At 45.8% G+C, this 21,410-nt stretch carries 16 protein-coding genes; 8 read left to right on the plus strand and 8 right to left on the minus strand.

The window, feature by feature from the left end; genetic code table 11:
- The first annotated feature begins 185 nt into the window (after nt 1–185).
- The 3 genes from DVG78_RS11060 (at nt 186) to DVG78_RS11070 (ending at nt 4,628) form a co-directional block, all read left to right on the plus strand.
- Nucleotides 186–1,100, plus strand: a complete 915-nt coding sequence (locus DVG78_RS11060) for a TIGR01777 family oxidoreductase (RefSeq protein WP_114461136.1) — start codon at nt 186–188, stop codon at nt 1,098–1,100.
- Nucleotides 1,101–1,195: 95 nt separating this feature from the next.
- On the plus strand, nt 1,196–3,133 hold the full coding sequence (locus DVG78_RS11065; RefSeq protein WP_114461137.1) for a polysaccharide biosynthesis protein: 1,938 nt from the start codon (nt 1,196–1,198) through the stop codon (nt 3,131–3,133).
- A gap of 10 nt (nt 3,134–3,143) precedes the next feature.
- Nucleotides 3,144–4,628 (plus strand): NAD(P)H-hydrate dehydratase, encoded by a 1,485-nt coding sequence (locus DVG78_RS11070; RefSeq protein ID WP_114461138.1) that lies wholly within the window; start codon nt 3,144–3,146, stop codon nt 4,626–4,628.
- 33 nt (nt 4,629–4,661) lie between these two features.
- On the opposite strand, the gene trmD is transcribed toward DVG78_RS11070, so the two are convergent.
- The 6 genes from trmD to DVG78_RS11100 form a co-directional block, all read right to left on the minus strand.
- Nucleotides 4,662–5,336 (minus strand): tRNA (guanosine(37)-N1)-methyltransferase TrmD, encoded by a 675-nt coding sequence (trmD, locus tag DVG78_RS11075; protein WP_114461139.1) that lies wholly within the window; start codon nt 5,334–5,336, stop codon nt 4,662–4,664.
- A 2-nt stretch (nt 5,337–5,338) separates the two neighbouring features.
- Complete coding sequence (gene rimM, locus DVG78_RS11080; RefSeq protein ID WP_114461140.1) at nt 5,339–5,908, minus strand: ribosome maturation factor RimM; 570 nt, start codon at nt 5,906–5,908, stop codon at nt 5,339–5,341.
- A 70-nt stretch (nt 5,909–5,978) separates the two neighbouring features.
- A complete protein-coding gene (locus DVG78_RS11085; protein WP_114461141.1) occupies nt 5,979–6,503 on the minus strand; it encodes a 30S ribosomal protein S16 in 525 nt (174 codons plus the stop codon).
- A 113-nt stretch (nt 6,504–6,616) separates the two neighbouring features.
- Nucleotides 6,617–7,318, minus strand: a complete 702-nt coding sequence (locus DVG78_RS11090; protein WP_114461142.1) for a DsbA family oxidoreductase — start codon at nt 7,316–7,318, stop codon at nt 6,617–6,619.
- A 16-nt stretch (nt 7,319–7,334) separates the two neighbouring features.
- On the minus strand, nt 7,335–9,035 hold the full coding sequence (locus DVG78_RS11095) for a S8 family serine peptidase (RefSeq protein WP_114461143.1): 1,701 nt from the start codon (nt 9,033–9,035) through the stop codon (nt 7,335–7,337).
- 67 nt (nt 9,036–9,102) lie between these two features.
- Nucleotides 9,103–9,846, minus strand: a complete 744-nt coding sequence (locus DVG78_RS11100) for a hypothetical protein (protein WP_114461144.1) — start codon at nt 9,844–9,846, stop codon at nt 9,103–9,105.
- Between the two features lie 176 nt (nt 9,847–10,022).
- Between DVG78_RS11100 and DVG78_RS11105 the strand changes: the two genes are divergently transcribed.
- From DVG78_RS11105 to DVG78_RS11115, 3 genes are read left to right on the plus strand one after another with little or no spacing between them, the layout of a single operon-like run.
- On the plus strand, nt 10,023–12,209 hold the full coding sequence (locus tag DVG78_RS11105) for a peptidase domain-containing ABC transporter (protein WP_114461145.1): 2,187 nt from the start codon (nt 10,023–10,025) through the stop codon (nt 12,207–12,209).
- Nucleotides 12,210–12,235: 26 nt separating this feature from the next.
- A complete protein-coding gene (locus DVG78_RS11110) occupies nt 12,236–13,603 on the plus strand; it encodes an HlyD family secretion protein (RefSeq protein WP_114461146.1) in 1,368 nt (455 codons plus the stop codon).
- A gap of 33 nt (nt 13,604–13,636) precedes the next feature.
- Nucleotides 13,637–15,043, plus strand: a complete 1,407-nt coding sequence (locus DVG78_RS11115; RefSeq protein ID WP_158550005.1) for a TolC family protein — start codon at nt 13,637–13,639, stop codon at nt 15,041–15,043.
- 169 nt (nt 15,044–15,212) lie between these two features.
- Here the strand turns inward: DVG78_RS11115 and tamL are convergent, their stop codons facing one another.
- Nucleotides 15,213–17,951 (minus strand): translocation and assembly module lipoprotein TamL, encoded by a 2,739-nt coding sequence (gene tamL, locus DVG78_RS11120; RefSeq protein WP_114461148.1) that lies wholly within the window; start codon nt 17,949–17,951, stop codon nt 15,213–15,215.
- 35 nt (nt 17,952–17,986) lie between these two features.
- On the opposite strand from tamL, the gene DVG78_RS11125 reads away from it, so the two are divergent.
- Nucleotides 17,987–18,742 carry a TrmH family RNA methyltransferase gene (locus DVG78_RS11125; RefSeq protein ID WP_114461149.1) on the plus strand — a complete coding sequence of 252 codons (756 nt, stop codon included), beginning with the start codon at nt 17,987–17,989 and terminating at the stop codon, nt 18,740–18,742.
- Between the two features lie 517 nt (nt 18,743–19,259).
- The gene (locus tag DVG78_RS11135; RefSeq protein ID WP_114461151.1) at nt 19,260–20,102 is read left to right on the plus strand and encodes a ChbG/HpnK family deacetylase; all 843 of its coding nucleotides are present in this window, start codon (nt 19,260–19,262) and stop codon (nt 20,100–20,102) included.
- A gap of 75 nt (nt 20,103–20,177) precedes the next feature.
- On the opposite strand, the gene DVG78_RS11140 is transcribed toward DVG78_RS11135, so the two are convergent.
- Complete coding sequence (locus DVG78_RS11140) at nt 20,178–21,383, minus strand: acyltransferase family protein (RefSeq protein WP_114461152.1); 1,206 nt, start codon at nt 21,381–21,383, stop codon at nt 20,178–20,180.
- Between the last annotated feature and the right edge of the window lie 27 nt (nt 21,384–21,410).

The raw sequence follows: 21,410 nt of genomic DNA on the forward strand, positions 1-21,410 counted from the left end.
TATACTAACACTATACCTGCTCAAAATATTCATGCTTTTTATTTCATCAATTACGTGAGAATAAGACCTCCAATGCAAGTCCCGCGCTTATTTCACGGTATTTTTTTCGGGTCTGAACCACTTTTTGAGCGTATATTTAGTTTATAGGTTAGTACTCTTTTCAACTCATGTAAAAAAGGCACAAGATGTCAAAAACTGTTTTAATTACGGGAGGCACCGGAATGATTGGAAGCCGCCTTACCACACTTTTACTGGAAAAGGGGTATGAAGTCTCTTACCTAAGTCGCAAAAAAGAACCGGTCACCCATGTGAAGGTGTATAAATGGGACGTTGCCAAAGGAATAATTGAGGAAGAGGCCTTGGCCAAAGCTGATTATTTGATTCACTTGGCGGGAGCAGGAATTGCCGACCAACGTTGGACGCCCGCGCGGCAACAAGAAATCATCACGAGTCGTACCCAAAGCATTGAGCTCATTGCCCGTCATTTGCAAGGACGTCCCTATAAGTTAAAAGCCTTTGTATCTTCTTCAGCAACGGGTTTTTACGGGGCAAATACTGGCGATATTCGTTTAACGGAAGAAACCCACTCTGGCACAGATTTTTTATCTCATGTAACTCGGTCGTGGGAAAACGCCTCTGAGCTCATCCATAATGTAGGCATCAGAACCACTAAATTGCGGGTGGGTGTAGTGTTGAGTACGCAAGGAGGCGCATTGCCAAAAATCGCCGCCCCCATTCGCTGGGGAGTCGGCTCACCGCTTGGTAGCGGCAAGCAATGGGTTTCATGGATTCACATTGAGGATTTATGTAAAATGTACATTGAAGCCCTAGAGAATGAAAAATGGAGCGGTATTTACAATGCAGTAGCCCCAACTCCTGTGACGAATGAAGACTTAACAAGTCAAATAGCCGCAGTATTGAAACGCCCCCTATGGCTTCCAAACGTTCCTTCTTTCGCTTTAAAAATTTTGTTTGGCCAAATGGCAGATGTAGTACTCGGAAGCAATTACGTAGTTAACGATAGAATTGCAAAAACAACCGATTTTACCTACTCATTTGAATCCGTTTCAGCGGCCCTGCAAGACTTGCTTAAATCCTAAAAAGGCAAAGAACTATAGTACAGTTTTGAAATGTTTTTTTAACTTTGACAAATAAATTTTACCCTATTTCAAGTAAAATTGCAGTTTTACATCCAATGATTGAGCATTTACTGACTAGATATTCTACCCGCTTCGTATCACGACATTTGATATTAGCCATTGATATAGCAGTCGTTATTGTGGCTTTTTTTATTGCCTGTACCCTCCGATTCAACCTCGAAATATCTGCCGTAAACTGGTCGCTCTATAAATACTACCTGTTGGTTTTGCTGGCCAACAGAATCATTTTTTTCTTCTATTTTCGGTCGTACACGGGTATTGTTCGCCACACCAGCATTGCTGATACGTCCCTGATTTTTAAGGCCATTACAATAAGTAGTCTGTTGACCCTGATAATCTCGGTGGCCTTGTCTCGCACTACCGACAATAATCTTTTTTACATTCCAATTTCCATCCTTAGCATTGAGTATTTCATCTCATTGTTTTTGATGATTGCGAGTCGTTTATTGGTAAAAAATATTTATAAAACACTGATTGTCAATGCCCCAGGAGAAAAAGTAAACGTTCTGATTTATGGTGCGGGAGAGCTGGGAATTTTAATCAAAAACACCCTACTCCGCAACCGCCACAAAAAATATAACATCCTCGGATTCATTGATGACAATCCGTCATTAAGCTTTAAATCACTTGAGGGAGTCGTGGTTTATTCCGAATCAGACGCCGTCAATCAGTTCATCGAAGGCCATAATCCAGAAGATATTGAAGTGATTTTGGCCATCAACGACATTAAACCACAGCGTAAAAACCAAATCATTGAGCGTTTTTTAAAGCAGGACATCATCGTCAAAGTAGCCCCCTCTATTTATGACAAACTGGGTGATTATCAACTAAAAACGGAAGAAATTCGGAATATCCGCATCGAAGATTTGCTCGAACGCGATCCGATTCAGATTGATAACCAAAACATAAGTCGCCAATTGGCTGGAAGAGTGGCGTTGGTAACGGGCGCGGCGGGCTCTATTGGGAGTGAAATCATTCGTCAACTGATTCGTTTTCAGCCCAAAACCCTCATTTTACTCGACCAATCCGAATCGGGGCTTTATGATTTGGATAATGAATTGAAGCAACAATTTAGAAAATATTTAGGCGACGGAACAAGGGTTATTTTACAAGTAGCTGACGCAACGGATGAAATCCGGATGCGGCATATTTTTAGTCAGTATCATCCTCATTTTGTTTTTCACGCGGCCGCTTACAAGCACGTTCCGCTGATGGAAGACCATCCATACGAGGCGATTAAAGTAAATGTTTTCGGAACAAAAATTCTGGCAGATTTGGCCGTCGAAACGGGCGTCAATAAATTTGTTATGATTTCGACCGACAAGGCGGTAAACCCCACCAATGTTATGGGCGCAACCAAACGTTTGGCCGAATTATACGTTCAAAGTCTCAACAATCGTTTCCCCAACAGTACGCGTTTTATCACCACCCGTTTTGGAAATGTACTCGGCTCCAACGGTTCGGTGGTTCCGCTGTTTCAGAAACAAATTCAGGCAGGCGGGCCAATTACCGTCACCCACCCCGATGTTATCCGCTATTTTATGACCATCCCCGAAGCCTGTCAATTGGTGTTGGAAGCGGGAAGCATGGGCAAAGGCGGCGAAATTTTCGTATTTGACATGGGAGAACCCGTTAGAATTGCCGACTTAGCCCAAAAAATGATTAAGCTCTCCGGTTTACGCCTTGAGAAAGACATCCAAATCACGTATACTGGCCTGCGGCCTGGCGAGAAACTTTACGAAGAGCTACTGAGCGACAAAGAGCGCACCGTTGCCACCTACCACCCCAAAATTCAGATTGCAAAGGTATATTCTTCCCCTTTTACCGAAATTACGGCCTCACTCCAAGACCTACGAAAAGCGCTCAGAGAAGGCGACAAAGCCCTGATGGTTACGCACTTAAAAACAATTGTGCCAGAATTCATCAGCAACAACTCGATGTACGAAGAATTGGATGGATTAGAACTCAGTTAAACAACGAGCAATGAAAGTCTTTTCCGTAAATCAAATACGTGCATGGGATGCATTTACCAATGCTCACGAGCCCATTCATTCCATTGATTTAATGGAACGTGCCTCCGTTGCGTTTATAAAGTGGTTTTGTGCCCACTTTGATGATCAGCGCCCGGTCAATATCATCTGTGGAATGGGCAATAATGGAGGAGATGGTTTGGCCATCGCCCGAATATTGATTCAAAAATGTTACGCTGTTAGGGTCTACATTGTAAAACATACCGAAAGGGGCACACCCGATTTTGCCCAAAATCTGCAACGACTTCATCCACAAACCACCATTCAATGGATTGAACAGGAGGCAGAAATTCCAACCTTTTCCCCCAACTCTTTTGTCATTGATGCGCTGTTGGGTTCGGGCCTGTCCCGACCCGCCACGGGACTCATCGCCAAAGTCATTCAGCAAGTCAATGATTCGGAAGCAACGACTATTTCTGTCGACATCGCTAGTGGTCTTTTTGCCGATACTCCCAATGCCCCCTCAGACGTCATCATCAAGCCTGCCTACACGGTTGCTTTTCAGTGCCCAAAATTGGCTTTTTTTCAGCCTCAATGCGCCGAGTACGTCGGCGAATGGCATCTTGTTTCGATTGGCCTTTCAGAAAGCTACGAAGCCCAAACGCCAACGCCTTATTTTTACACAACGGCCGCTACCCTTTCGCCCCTTATTAAAGCCCGTAAAAAGTATTCGCACAAAGGTTCTTTTGGGCACGCTTTGTTGATTGGCGGGAGTTACGGCAAAATGGGCTCGATTGTTCTGTCAGCAAAGGCCTGTCTCCGCTCGGGGGCTGGACTCCTGACGGTACAGGCACCGCGTTGTGGTTACGACATTCTTCAAACAAGCCTCCCCGAAGCCATGGTCCTACCCGACTGGCATTGGATGGTCAATACAACGGTTCCTGATATTGAACCTTATTCCGCCATCGGAATTGGCCCAGGATTGGGGCAGGACCCACAAACACTCTTGATGTTACAGGGGCTTTTAAGTTCCCTTTCTTCGCCCATTGTTTTGGACGCAGACGCCCTTAATTTGCTCAGCAAACACCCTGATTTACTGCATTTTATACCAAAAAATTCCATCTTAACCCCACATCCCAAGGAGTTTCAAAGGTTGCTGAATGAGCAATGGAAAGATGATTTTGAAAAAATAGCCCTGTTGCGCGCATTTGCCCAAAAACATCAACTCATCGTCTGTCTGAAAGGCGCTCATACCGCAGTAGCATTGCCCAATGGAAGCGTTCATTTTAATTCGACTGGCAACCCAGGCATGGCAACGGGTGGCAGCGGGGATGTATTGACGGGAATTATTACGGGCTTACTCGCTCAAGGAATGCCTCCCGCCGATGCGGCTATTTTTGGCGTATTTCAGCACGGCAATGCAGGCGACCGCGCCGCACAAAAATGCACGCAACCCGCGCTTATTGCGTCTGATATTATTAATGAGATGGGGTGGTAACCAAGAAAATCGGAGTTAACCCCTGCTAAAAGTTCAATCTAATAAATCGGGCCTACGGGTGCGGGTGCGCTCCAGAGATTGTTGAAAACGCCAATCTGAAATTTTGGCCTCATGGCCCGAAAGAAGAATGTCGGGGACTTTCCAACCCTCAAATTCGGCAGGGCGGGTATATACCGGTGGGGCCAGTAAATTATCCTGAAATGAATCCGTTAGGGCCGAAGTTTCGTCATTTAATACCCCTGGAATAAGCCGAATAATGGAATCAGCAACGACGCAGGCGGCAAGCTCTCCTCCCGATAGTACATAGTCGCCAATGCTGATTTCTTTGGTAATGAAGTGTTCACGAAGACGCTCATCGACGCCTTTGTAATGTCCACACAAAATGATAAGGTTCTGGGTCATCGACAGCCGATTGGCCATTTTTTGCTCATAGCGTTCCCCGTCGGGAGTCATGTAAATGACTTCGTCGTACGTGCGTTCTGCCTGTAACTGACGGATACATTTGGCAATCGGTTCAATCATCAACACCATGCCTGCCCCCCCGCCAAAGGCATAATCATCCACCTGACGCTGTTTGTTGGTTGAATAATCGCGCAGGTCGTGTACGTGTACCTGTGCGTGGTTGGCGTCTTGGGCGCGTTTTAGGATAGAATGAGCAAAAAAGCTATCCAACAAACGCGGCAAACAAGTGATGATATCAATGCGCATAATTATTCTTGTTCGTCTTCCTGTCCGTCTTCGGGCGTGGTGGTTTCTTCGGTGTATACTTCCAACAATCCTTCGGGCAACGCTACATGCAGGTTTTTTTGTTCACGATCCACTCTCAAAACAATGTCATCATTGACAGGAATCAGTACTTCATTTCCGTTATAACTCATCGCGATCAAGTCCTGGGTTGACATCGTATATACCGTCGTGACGGTTCCGAGCGCGCCCAATTTTTCATCCACCACTTTAAATCCAATGATTTCGTGGTAATAGAATTGGCTTCCGTCCAACTCATCCAAGGTCTCTTCGGGCAGAAACAACGCGCAGTTAATCAGCGGCATAGCGGCTTCGATGGAATTAATATCCTCAAACTTCACGATGGCCTTACTGCCCTTCTGAACGTTGATGTTTTTGATAAAATAAGGGACAAGCTGTCCTTTTATTTCTACAAACACCGAATCCAGTTCGTCGTAATCTTCTGGAAAATCAACATCCAGAAAAATGACCACCTCACCGCGCGTGCCGTGGGTACGGGTGATGTGTCCTAATTGAAAACAATCGTTGTACTGCATAATTTTGTATTAAAAAAAATGGTATGAACCTATCAAAAGAGGCTCATACCATTTATGAAAGCTTTCACAATTATTCAGCAGCTTCTTCGGCAGGGGCAGCAGCTTCTTCAGCGGCAGGTTCTGCAGCAGGAGCTTCTTCCACTACGTTTTTCTTAGCAATAGCAGCAGCGCGAGCTTCATTTACTTTACGTTCAGCTTCCAATTGAGCTGATTTTGTAACTGCTTGTTTTTTGTCTAAGCCATCTTTTTTGGCTTCAACTCTTCCAAGCTTCTCTTGTTTCCAAGCTTCGAAACGTTCGTCAGCTACTTCCTGGGTAATAGCGCCTTTGATTACACCTACTTGCAAGTGTTTACGCATCAATACACCTTCGTGGCTCAGAATAGAACGGGTTGTGTCAGTAGGCTGAGCACCGTTAAGGAGCCATTTTACCGCTTTGTCCACGTTCAAAACAATCTTAGTTGGATTCGAGATTGGATTGTATGTACCCAATTTCTCAATAAAGCGACCATCACGTGGTGCTTTAGCATCAGCTACAACGATATCATACATAGCTGCTTTTTTGCGTCCACGACGCGCTAAACGAATTCTTACCATGGTATTTGCATTGGTTTACTTATGAAGGATCACGTCCTTCGGATGAAACGTGGCGCAAAAGTACGGTTTTTTTATAAAAAATAAAATAGGCACTTCCCATAAAATCAGAAAAATCAGCACACACCTGTCTCAATATCACAGGCTTCGCCCGCAGCAACGGGGGCCTGAATCGGCGCTTTTAGGGCGATTTCGGGCAGGGCTTCCAAAAACAGCTCGGTAGGCTGCGCCCCCGAAACGGCATATTTATCGTTGATGATGTAATACGGCACCCCACTTACCCCCATCAATCGATTTTGATACAATTGCTTATCGAGTTCTTCGGTCCCTACGTTGCCCACCAATACCTCACGCACTTTTTCGGCATCCAAGCCAATACCCGTGGCAAGTTGTAGGACCGTTTCAGTCTGGGTCAAATCTACTGTATCTTCAAAATAGGCCTTAAAAAATGTTTCGACCATTTCCAATTGTTTGCCTTGTTGTTGGGCGTAGCCAATCAAACGGTGCAACGTATGGGTATTGGGAGATACCGTTTGATTTTCTAAATCAAAACGCAAGCCTTCAGCCGCTGCCACACCCGAAACCTGTTGAATAATTTGATTGTAACGGTCTTCGCTACCAAACTTTGCGACCAAACGCTCTTTGGTGTTTTCGCCTTCGGCAGGGGTATCGGGCGAAAGTTGAAAGGGTAAATAACGGAGTTCAAAAGTGTAGTCGTCTTTCAGTTGCTCAACGGCTTTTTCGAGGCGACGCTTTCCAATATAGCACCAAGGACATACTACATCAGATACAATGTCTATTTTAAGATGCGGTTTCATTCGGCAATTTTTGTGTTTATTTAATTACCTTCAAAACCCTCTCACGTTGATTATCGTTCATTTTTAAGAAATAGGCCCCATTTGCCAATGGTGGAAAAGTAATTTTTGCCGTGGCCTCATTTGCCAAAACCAACTGTTGATACACCACCCGACCCGCCGCATCTAGCAGCTGAACCGACACGTTTTTTCCCGCATAAAGCGCCCCCCAATAAATGTTTACTTCAGAGGAAGCACCCAACGGATTGGGATAAATATGAGCATCAACGGGCTTTATCCAATCCGCAATAGCCGTGACAGGGTATCTTTCTTTGGCCACCTGAACCGCGCTTTCAAAAGTGGGTATGCCGTACCCAAATTGGGGCGTCGGAGCACTGAAACGATCTCCTGCTCGGCGAATACAATCTACCACTTGCATGGCCGTTAGATACGGTTGCGATTGCCAAAAAGCCGTGACTAACCCCGCAATCAGCGGCGCAGAATACGAAGTACCGTTGCCCGCTGTGACGGTTCCGCTCTGGTTTGATAGCGTCGTGGCCTGACCTCGGGCGCTGACATCGGGCTTAACGCGGCCATCGGCCGATGGCCCCAACGAACTGAAAGCTGCCAAACCTTTTAAGCTGTTAACGGCCCCAATCGCCAGCACCGAATCACCGTCGGAGGGCGCGCCGATGTATTTCCAAGGGCTGCTGCCCTCATTGCCAGCCGATGCCACCACCACCATGCCAACGCCTGCGGCCCAATCTGCCGCTCTCGTTACGAGCGCATTCCGACCATTCATATCGGCATAGGTGTAATTATCGGCGGGGTTATCAAATTCAGTATAGCCCAACGAAGTATTAATAACATCTACGCCCAAACTATCGGCGTATTCGGCCGCAAAAAGCCAATTAGCTTCTTCCAGATGCGATTCTGAGGCAGCATCTTCTGAGCGTAGCAACACATACGACGCACTGTAAGCAGGCCCAATCAATGACCCCGGCAAATAGCTCGCCATGATACTAAATACGTTGTTACCGTGCGAATCATCCTCGTACACGCTCGTTTCTTTGGCAACAAAGTCGTAAGTAGCCACTACCCTTTTGTCATCAAAAATCGGCTTCAGGGCAGGGTTTGTATTTGAATTTCTGAAGCCGCCATCCAGAATCGCCACCAACATTCCAGCACCACTGTACCCTCGGTCGTGCATGGTATGGACACCCAACATTTCTATTTGATTTTGAGAAGAACCATAGTCCAGACTTTCTTGTCCAAATTTTTGATGGGTGGTGGTGGTTTGATTCTCCGCCGAAAGACGGGCATTTATCAGTGCTCTACCAAACTCCAAGCCACTCACAAAAGGCAATGCACGGATGGCCGTAAGCTGCGCGGCATTGGCCTCGACCAGTACGGCATTCAACCAACGCGAGGTATACCAAATTTTGGCACCGGTTTGCCGAATTTGAGCTACGTAAGAAGCACTAACGGGCAAATCGCGGGTGCTAACGGGTATATTCTGCCGTAGACGCCGTTCAATGGCGCGTTGGCTCAAAAAAGCTTCGGGTTTGGTTAACGTAAACGTAGTCCCTGTTTTGTCTTTCAATAATACAAGGTACTTGGCCTGCTGCGCTTGTGCCGCCGACATCAACAGGTAAGCCGCCATTAGTAACCCATAAAAAAAGGCCGTTGGCGGTGCAAACTCCCCCAATCCACCCTTACTGCGTTGTAAACTAAAATTCATAGCTGTTCCTGATTACCATTTGGATGAAAACTCTTTACATCATTACGTACAAAACCGCTCTTTTGTTTTATTCTTTGCCCGCAGTTTTAAACCGAAAATATTGCCGGGTACCAAAGTCAATTTTTGCCTTTCCGACACAAGCCGGCGAAGACGAGCAAAATTGCAATTGAATCCGTTCACGATATACCAATCCAACCTCGGCAGCGTATACCTCCACGCGTTTGTCCTGATTTACCAAGGTCGAATCATTTTGCTGAATAACCGTAGCCGTCTGGTCAAAAGTCGTGGTTCCTGAGGTATAAGGTTTATTGATGTTTTTCAGTTCGTAATTATCCTCCCCCGCATTGTTGTAAAGATTGCCGTTCCATACGTTCATTTCAGCGGGAGGAAACAACATCTTTACGTAATCTTTGCCGTTTTCGTTGCGCACGGCATGGTCGGTCAACAACCGCAACGTAATCGTAGAATCAGCTTGCCAACGTTGACCCTCGGCACCACGACGAAAACGAGCAATCCGATAGGCCGCTTGTCCCGTGGGGTCGGTATAGCGTTCGGCCACGACTTCTTTCAATTGATACTGCCGTACGGACACGCTCCCGTCGAGCGCGTATGCTTCTTCACTGACGTCGTATTCAACAAAACGGCCCAATTCAGATGGGAAAAACGCAGCACCCGTTGGCTGATTCAGGCAATCATCACATTTCTGACGTGTACATCCTGCCAGAAACACAAATAACATAAAATAGCTACCAGCGTATTTCAGAAGCACATTATTGGACCTAAAAAATGTAAAATATGACAAAATATACATATAATGGGTTATTATTGCTTTACTAAAAACCTAAAATTAGAATTAAATTAGAATTGAAAAAAATCGGAACAAATATAGCGTCTTAATGCTTTTTAGTTCAACAGCATACTGGATAATCGATAAAAGGTAAAATCAATTATTGCAAATGCCTATTTTTTTCACTACCCACTCGTACCATGAATTCACAATACATTAAGCAAATAGTTGAGCAATTGGTTTTGGCAACTGGCCAACCCGTAGTGGCTCAAAAAGCCAAAGTAGATTTAGTGGAACAGTCCAACACCTATACTGCCAGAGACATTGACCGTTTTATTGAAGCACTTAGCAACTCGGCGCGTTTAAGTGATTTAACCATCATCGTCAACAGTTGCCCCGTTGACCAATTTGACGAATTAATCAACAGCTCGGCGTATCCAGTTCTCTATTTTGAACAACTAAACTTAGGACTCACACCCATCATTGGCGGGAGCGATTCTCAAGGCAAAAAAATAGCTTGGTCGCCAGTGATTACCTATGAGCCCTCCGAGCAAATAAGCTGTAAAAACCCGCTCCTGTTCAGGAATCACCCCGACCCCAGCAAAAACGGGCAGGTAGTTTACATTACCACCTTTCCGATGCAGCCGTTGGTCAGCGACGACAGCTCATTGCGCCAAGCCGAAAAAGAAGTTTTATCACCGCTTCAACGCCTCACCCGCCTACTTCGAAACGAACGAAAAGACATTGGCTATATTTATTTTTACGCAGTTGTAGTAGGGCTTATCAGCCTCATTCTGCCGTTGGGCGTGCAGGCCATTTTCAGTTTGGTTTCGAGTGGTTCTATCTTTAGTTCTGTATATGTACTGATGGGTTTGGTGGTGTTGGGATTGATAGGCAGCGGTATTATGCAAATCATTCAGGTAACGCTGGTAGAAACCCTCCAAATGCGCATCTTTGCCAAAGCGGCTTTTGAATTTACCTACCGTGTTCCTCGCCTCAATTCTGAAGGACTCTCACAGGATAACCCGACGGAATTAATGAACCGTTTTTTCGACGTACTGACGGTTCAGAAGGCGCTGCCCAAATTTTTAATTGACCTCACTGGCGCAGTACTTCAGATTATTTTCGGGCTCTTGTTGTTGTCGTTTTATCACCCTTTCTTTATCGCTTTCAGCTTCTTTGTTATTTTTGTCTTCTTTACCATTGTTCGTCTCAATGGTCGTAAAGGACTGGAAACCAGCATCAAAGAATCCAAATATAAATACCGCGTAGTGGCTTGGCTGGAAGGAATGGCTGGAACGCTGTTCTCCTTCAAAACAGCAGGCGCCACCAATCTACCCATTCAACGAATGGACGGGTTAGTAACCAACTACCTCACTTACCGGACCAAACACTTCAAAATCCTTCAAGGGTTTTATTATTACGCGCTGATTTTCAAAGTGTTGGTTATTGGTGGTTTGTTGGTATTAGGAACCTACCTGTTGGTTAACCGTCAAATTTCACTTGGACAGTTTGTGGCCTCCGAAATCGTGATTGTGTTGCTGACGGGAGCGGTTGAAAAGCTCTTTTTAAGCATTGACGTGGTCTTTGATTTGCTAACTGCGGTGGATAAACTCGGCTACGTTAGTGATCTTCCTCTTGAAAAAGATGGCGGTCTTACCTTCAAAACGCCCAAGGAAGAAATGGCCTTGAAAGCCCGCAATCTGAGCTATACCTACGCTGGTTCAGCCAAAGCGGCGCTGAAAAATATCAATCTGGATGTCAAAGCCGGGGAGCGAATTTGCATCACGGGTCAGAATGGTTCTGGTAAGCATACCCTACTCAAAGTCCTTTCTGGAATCCTGAATAGCTACGAAGGCAGTGTGATGTACAACGGCATTTCCTTGCGTGATTTAGACATGAATCTCCTCCGTACCCACGTAAGTATGAATTTCCCTAATCAAGAGATTTTTGACGGAACCATTCTCGAAAACCTCACCATGGGTCGGGGAGGAATCACGCTTGAACAATTGCAGGCAGTGCTCGACAAATTGCATTTAACCGATGAAATTTCATCCCTTCCAGAGGGACTCAGTACGCCCATTATTTCGGGCGGACGGCGCTTTTCCCTTAGTTTTGTCACCAAAATTGCCTTGGCACGTTGTTTGTTAACCCAACCGAAACTGATGCTTTATACCGACGCTCTCCGAGAAATTGAACGCAACGAACGCCTCCGTATCATTGATTTACTGACCGATTCTTCCAATAGTTGGACATTGTTGGTCTTGTCAAACGAACCTGAGTTTATGGGAGCCTGCGACCGGGTCATTGTGATGAACGAAGGAGAAATCATTGCCGAAGGCCCTTACAAGAATGTACTCAAACACCTCTCTTTGCCGGAAAAATAAGTGGTTTGATTTATAAACAGAACACGATGCTGAACTTATCAAAGCAACGGGTCAATATACCCGCCATAGAAAAAGAAGTAAATTCACTCAACACCCTCCATTCACCCAAAACGGCACGAATCGTTTACCGATGGATTTTGGGCATTGTCATTGCCTTACTATTGGTCATGTTTTTGCCATGGCAACAAAACATCAACGGAAAAGGCTATGTAACGGCCCTCACGCCGCAAGACCGACCTCAAAATGTACAAAATGCCGTAGCTGGACAAATAGCCCTCTGGAATGTGAGGGAGGGCGATTACGTCAAAAAGGGAGACACTATTTTGGTCATAACAGAAATAAAAGACGACTATTTTGACCCGCAGGTTCTGACACGTACCCAAGAACAGATTCAGGCAAAAACCGACGGAATCGCTGCGTATAAAGCCAAAATAGAAGCAACCGACAACCAAATTACGGCCCTACGCCAAGGATTGCAGTTTAGCTTAGAAAAGGCCCGCAATAAAGTCATTCAATCCCAATTGAAAGTCCGCAGCGACAGCGCCGACATGGTGGCCGTTAATCGCAATTTTCAAATTGCCAAAGAGCGCCTCGACCGGGCAGAGGTAATGTACAAAGAAGGAACCATTTCGTTGGTTGACCTCGAAACCCGACGCCTCAAGCTCCAAGAAGACCAAGCCAAAATGGTGGCCCAAACCCAAAAACTCAGTATTGCCCGCAATGAATTAATCAACGCCCGTATTGAGTTGAGCTCGGTAGAAGCCGATTACCGCAAAGACATTGCCAAGGCATTTTCGGACCGCAGTACGGCACTTTCGAGCGTGGCCGATGGCGAGTCGGAGCTTTCAAAACTTCAGAATAAGTACGAAAATATCCGCATCCGGCGCGACCAGTACGTGGTTCGCTCACCCCAAGACGGCTACATCATAAAGACCCTCAAAGCGGGACTCGGCGAAACCATCAAAGAAGGCGAGTCGATTGTGACCCTCCAACCTCGGCAACCCGAATTGGCGGTGGAACTGTACGTCAAAGCCATGGATTTATCATTGATTGCTCCCGGCCGCCACGTACGCTTAGAGTTTGACGGTTGGCCCGCGTTGCAATTTTCAGGTTGGCCGGGTACTTCAGTGGGTACTTTTGGTGGGTCAGTGGCCGTTGTAGACCGGGTAAACAGCAAAAACGGTCAATATCGTCTATTAATCAAAACCAATCAGCGAGGAAATGAAAACGAAAAATGGCCCGAGCAACTCCGCATTGGTTCGGGTGTAAACGGCTTTGTCATGCTTCAAGATGTGCCTATTTGGTGGGAAATCTGGCGTCAACTCAATGGCTTCCCGCCTGATTATCTGGCCGATATTTTACCCGAAGAGGGCGAAAAAGAAGCAAAAAAATAGTTAGTTCTTAAGTGAACAAACAAACCGATGTTTATGAAAAAAACAATCATTCTGCTAATCGTAATGAATACCGCTGTATGGGCGCAAACCGACACGGCAAAGGTATTTTCGTACCGCGATTTTTACGATTTAGTTCTCAAAAACCACCCCGTGTTGCGCCAAGCTAACTCCCTCTCGGGGCAAGCTAGGGCGGAGTTGTTGATGGCAAAAGGAGGGTTCGACCCTAAATTGGACATTAATTTTGACCGTAAATATTTTGAGAATAAAGCCTATTTCAACTTTTGGGATAACCAACTGAAAGTACCTCTGTACTGGGGGGGAATGGATGTCAAGGCGGGTTTTGAACGAAACGTGGGGGATGTGCTCGGAACCGACATCCGCACCCCACTCGACGGCCTCACCTATGTAGGGATAAACGTACCCATCCTGCAACGGTTTGTCATTGACGAACGCCGCGCCACGCTCCAAAATGCCCGCATTTTTCAGAATATCGCCGAAGCTGAACGCGTCAAAATGATTAACAAATTAATCCTTACCGTAGCAAAAGAATATTGGGAATGGTATTTTAGTTATCGTAACCAGTTACTTATCAAAGAGTTTTATGAGCTGGCAGCGCAACGCTTCCAGCTCGTAAGCAAACGTGTAATGCAAGGCGACCTTCCTGCCATTGATACCGCCGATGCCCAAGTAACGCTACTCGACCGGCGTGTGATGTTTGAACAAGCCACGGTCGAACTTCAAAATGCCCGCCTCAGGCTTTCAAACCACCTCTGGGACACCAACGGCTCCCCGCTAGAATTGCCCGAAACAGCCGTACCACAATTAAGCGCGGGCCAAGTGATTGATGCCACAACCCTCGCCAATCTACTCGAAACCGCCCGACTTCGCCACCCTGAAATTCAGAAGCTTGATTTAAAAGCGCAACAACTCACCATTGACGAACGTCTGGGCCGCGAAATGCTAAAACCCCGCTTTGACGTCGGCTTATCTTCTCTCAATTACGCTCACCGTTTTATTACAGGTTCCAAAATTCCCGATACGGGGGCATTTCCAGCTTTTTATAAAATAAACGTTGATTTTTCATTGCCTTTGCTGTTTCGGAAAGAGCGAGGAAAACTCGAAATTATTCGCGTAAAACAGTTCCAGAACACACTGGAAATCCAGCAGTTGCGTCGAGAAATCAATAACGAAGTTCAGGCGGCCTACAACGACGTAAAGAATTTGGAAGGGCAAATTATCCAGCAACAAATCGCGGTGCAACGCCAAGCGCAAGTGCTGCGCGCAGAAGAACAACGCTTCAGCATCGGCGAGAGCCAGTTGTTTTTGGTGAACCAACGCGAATCCAAGCTTAACGAGCTGAAAGTCAAGCTTGAATCTATGAAAACAAAGTACGAAAAAGCCAAAGCAACGCTATCATTCGCGGCAGGAACAATTGAATAAGGAAAAAGTGTAAGGGTGAAAGAGGTTGCGAAATAGAATATTGGGCCTAATAATTATAAGCCAAAAATGTCAGGAGTTTAGTTTTGAAAAAACTTTACAGTACTTTCAGCCAAATATTTTCGGACTTCTTTACCCGTTTTCCATTATCCATTTTTCCGTTATCCGTCCCTTAAAAAGGATACCCAATTCCGATATTAAATACGGGATAATTGGGGCTGGAACGGCGAAACGAAAATTTAGGAAGCAGGTATCGCTCATCGATGGTGGTGGTTTGTCCAAGGGCATTGGTCACCACAAATCGCCGGCTGGGATCATAGACCTTGATTCCCATGTCGAGACGAAAGATAAAATACGAAAGGTCGTACCGCAGTCCAACGCCCGTTCCGACGGCAAACTCTTTGTAAAAACGATTGAATTGAAACACCCCGTTTAAGGTATTTTGATTGGGACTCGTGCCCTTGTCGAGCCGCATACGCCACACATTTCCCACATCCAAAAACAGCGCGTAGTTTACATCGCCCACAAACCGAAATAAGTGGCCCCGTAGTTCTACATTTGCCTCCATGAGTACGTCCCCGAGTTGTTCAAAGCGGTACTCATAACCACTGTACTGCGTCACGCCAGGCTGAAGGGTGGTCGTTTCTCCATTCCGAAAAATCGGGCTACCCGTTTGTAAGTCAACGTTTGGATAGGCAGAACCCAGCCCTAAGCGCCGGGGAGGCCACGCGCGCAGGCTGTTGCTCCCGCCGCCCGTCAGCGATTTTTCATAGGGAGCCACCCGACGGTCATTGTAGTTGAAAATCAACCCCGAATTGACACGGTACACCAACGTACTTTTGGAACCTAGGGGGTTATACTTTCGGTATTCTACGTTGGTTTTCAGGAACTTGTACAATTCAAATCCATCCAATCCCAACGATACTTTTTGCGGCTCCAAGAGACTTAAAGCCGTTCCTCCCGACTCGGCAAACAGGCGCAGATAATGCGCACGTCGGTTTTGCCCGATGATGTTATTGTTAAAAACGTAGGAGAAATTGACACTCGAAATCACCGCCGACTGAAAGCTGAATTTGAGCGGATTACCGCCGTATTGATACAGAGAATCCAACAATTCACCAAATTCACGGCTTTGTTTACTCTGCAAAATACTCAAATCTACGGCAGTCAGACTCAGGTATTCAAATTCGCTTTTTTTCCAATTATACCGCAAACTCGCCTGAAAACCACTCCGGATAAAATCGGGGTCAGACCCGAGAAAATCGCGGTTGGTATAATTATATCCCAGACTGACAATGGTACGCGGGGTTTTGCGGTTAAAGCCAGCGGCCATTTTGCCAGGGAATAAAAATCGGGGAAAAATCAACGCCGTATTGACCCCCATTTCTAAGGTACGTACCAAATTGGCATTATTGTTTAGGCCAAAATTGGCATCCAATGCTCCGCGAAGCGATACCTCAAAGTTTTCAAGTCGTCCAAAAATATTACGCACCCGAAAAGTGCCGTTCAGAAATGGCCCCGGCAAATTCTGCACTACATTCACCCCACCTTCTCCCGTTACCTGATATTTATCGTGCGGAATCACCCGAATAAGCGTTTTTATATTACCATTGGTGGTATCGGTATCAATATTGATAAACTGAAACTGATCCAAAACACTCAATTGACGCGAGGTCTCATCCCAATCTTTTTGTCGGTAAATATTTCCCGGACGAATCAGAATCTTTTCGTTGAGCACCCGGGGAGCATAATAATGTTTCGGCGTAAAAGAATACTGAATGCCCCTATAAACTACGGTGTCGCGCATTACAGAAGGCGCCTCTCCCGGCAGGCTCTCCACCCTAAATCCCACGGGATTGAACGTGTATCGTGTATGTTTGTCGTGATTACGGGGATAATTTATCTGTAATCCCTTCACGTCTACGATGTGAAAAAGCGAATCGGTGGCTAGATTATGACCCGTCGTATCCACCAAAAATCCGCCGTTGCGTTTGCCAGTGGCACTTTGTACAGGCCGCAGGTAGTTGCGGTCAAATCCAAAATAACCGTTGTTGCGCATCAATTGCTCCACTCGGGTTATTTCACTTACCACGTCACTGTACTTAAAATTGTTGCCAGATTTAAGGTAAGAAGCAGTTTTGGTAGCCGACAATAAACTGTCAATTTCAGCATCTTTGTGCGTCAAAATATCCACATTTCTAAGCACGTGCGGCAGCCCTTCGGCAATGCTGTATGTGGTGCGAATTCGACCGAAAAGGGTGTCGGTCATAAAGTCAACGTTGGCATCACGGTAGCCTTCATTGACCAAATATCCTTTGATTTTAACGGCATTATTGCGGGCATTTTTTTCGGAAAAATAAACAGGGGCCTCCCCAAACGTGCGCATTCCCCAGTTCCCCTCTTCAATCCGAAGGCGGTATTTATTCACCACGCGATTGTATTTGCGGCGCAGCGCCGACAGTTTGCGGGAGTCGTCGGCGTAGCGGGTAAACTGACGTTCATAGTAGCGACTCAGGGTATCAAATTTAATACGTTGCGTATCGCGGTCGTATCGTTTGTCCAACGCCTGATAAATCCAAAGGGAGACTGTCGCACCCGGAATTCCGAGAAATCTTTTGTTGGGACGTTGCGGCAAAAGTGGATCCAAGGCTTCGGTTTTCACCACCGAGTTGCCTTTGAAAAGTTGATTTCCCAGCAAATATTCGTCTTTTTTAGGGGTGCTTTTGTTGGAGCAAGCCGCCAAAAAGAAACATAAACCGACAAAAAAAACACCGTTAAAAACAGAGGAGCAACCAACAACTGGCCTCGGTTTGTGATACTGAATCGTATCTTTGCAGCTTGAAAATTCGGCCATACGTCCCGCAGAAGGGTAAAATCTTTTCAGAACTGTAAAAATGGCTTTATGACGCATTCAGAATCCCTTTTGAAAATTGATATATCACGCAAATGTTATCCAAAAATCTCACAAAATACCTTCACTCACTGCAATTAAAGAAATTCAGACTGGAACACAACGCTTTTTTGGTAGAAGGTGCCAAAAGTGTATTGGAACTCTTAACCGCTGATTTTCAGACCGAACTGGTGGTGGTTACCGAGCAATTTTACAAAGAAAATACGCAAAAATTAGAGAAACAACCTTTTCGTCTCGAAATCGCCACCGCCGACGAACTCGCCCGGGCGGGTACACTCCAAACCAATGATGCGGCCTTGGCCGTTGTAAAAACGAAAGACAATGATTTTTTGTATGCCGAAAAAGGAGAATACGTGCTCATCCTCGACGACATCCGGGACCCTGGCAACCTCGGCACTATCATCCGCATTGCCGATTGGTACGGCATCACCAAAATCGTTTGTTCACAAACCACCACCGACTGGTACAATCCCAAAGTCATTGCCGCAAGCAAAGGTTCTTTTACGCGCGTGAGAGGGTATTATGCGGAGTTAACTGCGTATTTGGAGAAGGTAAGGAATATGGAACACGGAACACAGATTTACGGAACTTTTTTAGAAGGCAAAAACATCCACCAAACCACATTTGGCGATACGGGCTACATCGTGATGGGCAACGAGTCCAACGGCATCGGGCCGACGGTCGAACAATTCGTCATCCACAAAATTACGATTCCGCGCTTTGGCGGCGCAGAATCGTTGAATGTCGGCATTGCCGCGGCGGTAGTGCTGGATAATTGGCGGAGGGGTTAAGCCATTGTTTAGGGGCAAAAGCTACATCACAATATTTGCCAAAATTTACTTTGATAGTGCAGTTTTTGAATTTTAAACACAAAAAAATAAATATACCCAAAAGTTATTTTTCAGTAAGTGTAATCTTAGCGTATATTGCGTAACAATTACGTTTTGTTACTATTCTACCCCTACAATGAAGCTTATTGAAAAAATAGTCAGGGTTCTTCTGGGGATCATTTTGGGCCTCTGCTTGCTGGTTATATCCCCGCTATTTATACCTTATTTTTTAATCAAAGGATACCACTTCGCCAAAAAAACATACCTTACGTACAAGCTTTCGCAGCAACAAAAGAAGGAAAACCTCGAAACACGCAAGTTGTAGCTTCATTGCACCCGTACGCCGAATTATTTATTTTTTTAAGCACTTTCACTGGTTTGACAAAGGTCCTCATTAAGCGCTTCGCCTTGAGGATTCAGTATATTTCAATGCTGAATTCCTTCAACATAAAGAATAACTATAGCCCCTGTCAACCGCATGAAATACCTCCTTTTTTTTAGCTTTTTTATTCAGATTTCGATGGCTCAAACCTTCAATGAAATCCGACTCATCATCCGTTCTGACGATATTGGCTTTTGCCACACGGCCAACGAAGCCTGCATAAAAGTGTATACCGACGGTATCAGCCGTTCGGTAGAAATTTTGGCTACCGCACCGTGGTTTATGGAGGCCGTCAAAATGCTCAAAACCCAACCCAACTACGACGTGGGCGTACATCTCTGCCTCACCAGTGAATGGGAAAACCTCAAATGGCGGCCTCTGACCCATGCCCCAAGCCTCACCGACGCCGATGGTTATTTCCCCCAGTTTATTTGGGAAAACAAAACCCTGAAAAACAGCGCTTACCTACTCCAAAAACCCATCAACATCGCGGAAGTAGAGCGTGAATTTAGGGCGCAAATTGAGTTGGTCAAAAAATACCTGCCGTGGGCCAGTCACCTCTCCGCGCACATGGGTTGCACAAACGCCAACGCCGAGGTGAAAGCACTCACCGAGCGGCTTTCGGCGGAGTATAAATTACCGATTCAGATGCCGCAGGGCACACTACCCATCAAAGGGTTTGGGGGCGCGACCAAATCGCCCGAGCAAAAAGAGCAAGACTTAGTGGCCATTTTGAAAGCACTTACACCAGGCACTCATTTTTTGGTTGAGCATCCCGGCTACGACAGCGGCGACATGAAAGGCGTGGGCCATACGGGCTACGAAAACGTGGCCTACGACCGCGAGGGCGTTACGCGGGCGTTCACAAGCGCCGCCGTCAAAAAGGTAATTGCGGAGCGCAACATCAAGCTCATCAGTATCAAAGAAGCCCTGAAATAAACATAGTTAGTTCTGCCTCAAACAAAACTCATTTGTCTGAGGCAGAACTAAATACAATCTCGTTTTAAATTTGAATTAGGCCTGGTTGACCGCTGGCACTGCATTTTTACCATATCTTCCGTTGATCCAATTGCGAGCAGGTACTTCCACGAAGCGGTACGTCAGGTACGAAACCAACAAGGTAAAGGCAATAAATATCACGCAAATTATCCAGCCCGTTAGCATATCCATTTGGGGGGGCGGCCCAGCAGGTGCGTTGGGATTCGGAGGGTTCAAAAAACCCATAATTGTGACTATCGTATATGCGATGGGTTGATGCACCAGATAAATCGAAAATGACCAATCCCCGATTCGTTGCATGGGTTTTGTCCCGAAAAATGCATTCATGTTTTGACTGCCGTAGGCCGCCGAAAGTAAAATGAGTGGAAAAAACGCCACCGAAAACACATCAGGGACGGCAAAATGCAAACACAAACCCAACCCCAGGGTTAGCAAAATCAGGGTATAACCATTGGCCATCAGCCGTTTAGCAGCCCCTTCAACGTAAAATTGATAAACCATCATCCCTAATACAAACCCAAACAAACACCGCAGGAAACCGTATTGATACGATACATTAATGCTTAAATCGGCTGGATTGACGGCCACAAAAGGAATAGAAGCGGGAACTGTGACAATGTGGACTATCAAAAATGTAATGACCCAATACCCCGCAAAGCAGGTAGCCACCACTAAACTCCTCCCCACGGATTTGAGCCCCCTGAAAGGCTTGACCAAAAAAGGAAACAGCATATACATCCACCATTCGGTGCTGATAGACCATGAGGCGTTGTTCCACGTAAACCATTCATTAACGTTCATGCTGTGCAGCAGCAATAAATGGCTCGGAATAGCCAACCAATCGTTGCTGATAACGCTCATCGGACTGGTATCTACCCCTCCTGCCAACAAAAAGAGCCCATAAAGCAAAATACAATAGAGCAAAGTGAACAAATGCAAGGGATACACTCGTGCAAAACGGGCTATTGTGAACCATTTAAAATCACCTCTTTGTACCGACTCATTGAACCATTTTCCATAAACATGATACATGACAAATCCGCTCAATACAAAGAAAAAATCCACCATCAGATACATTCGGTTGATTAGAAACGAGTCATCGAATTTGAGAAGGATATTTCCACCACCAAGAAATAAATCAACGTGAAAAATGACGGTGAGCAAAGCGGCAATGCCGCGCAAAGGCGTGAGGTTGGCAAGGTAGGTTGTAGAGGTTTTCATGCATTCCTTGGTTAATAATTAGGATAT

Source organism: Runella aurantiaca (assembly GCF_003339505.1).
Taxonomy (GTDB): domain Bacteria; phylum Bacteroidota; class Bacteroidia; order Cytophagales; family Spirosomataceae; genus Runella; species Runella aurantiaca.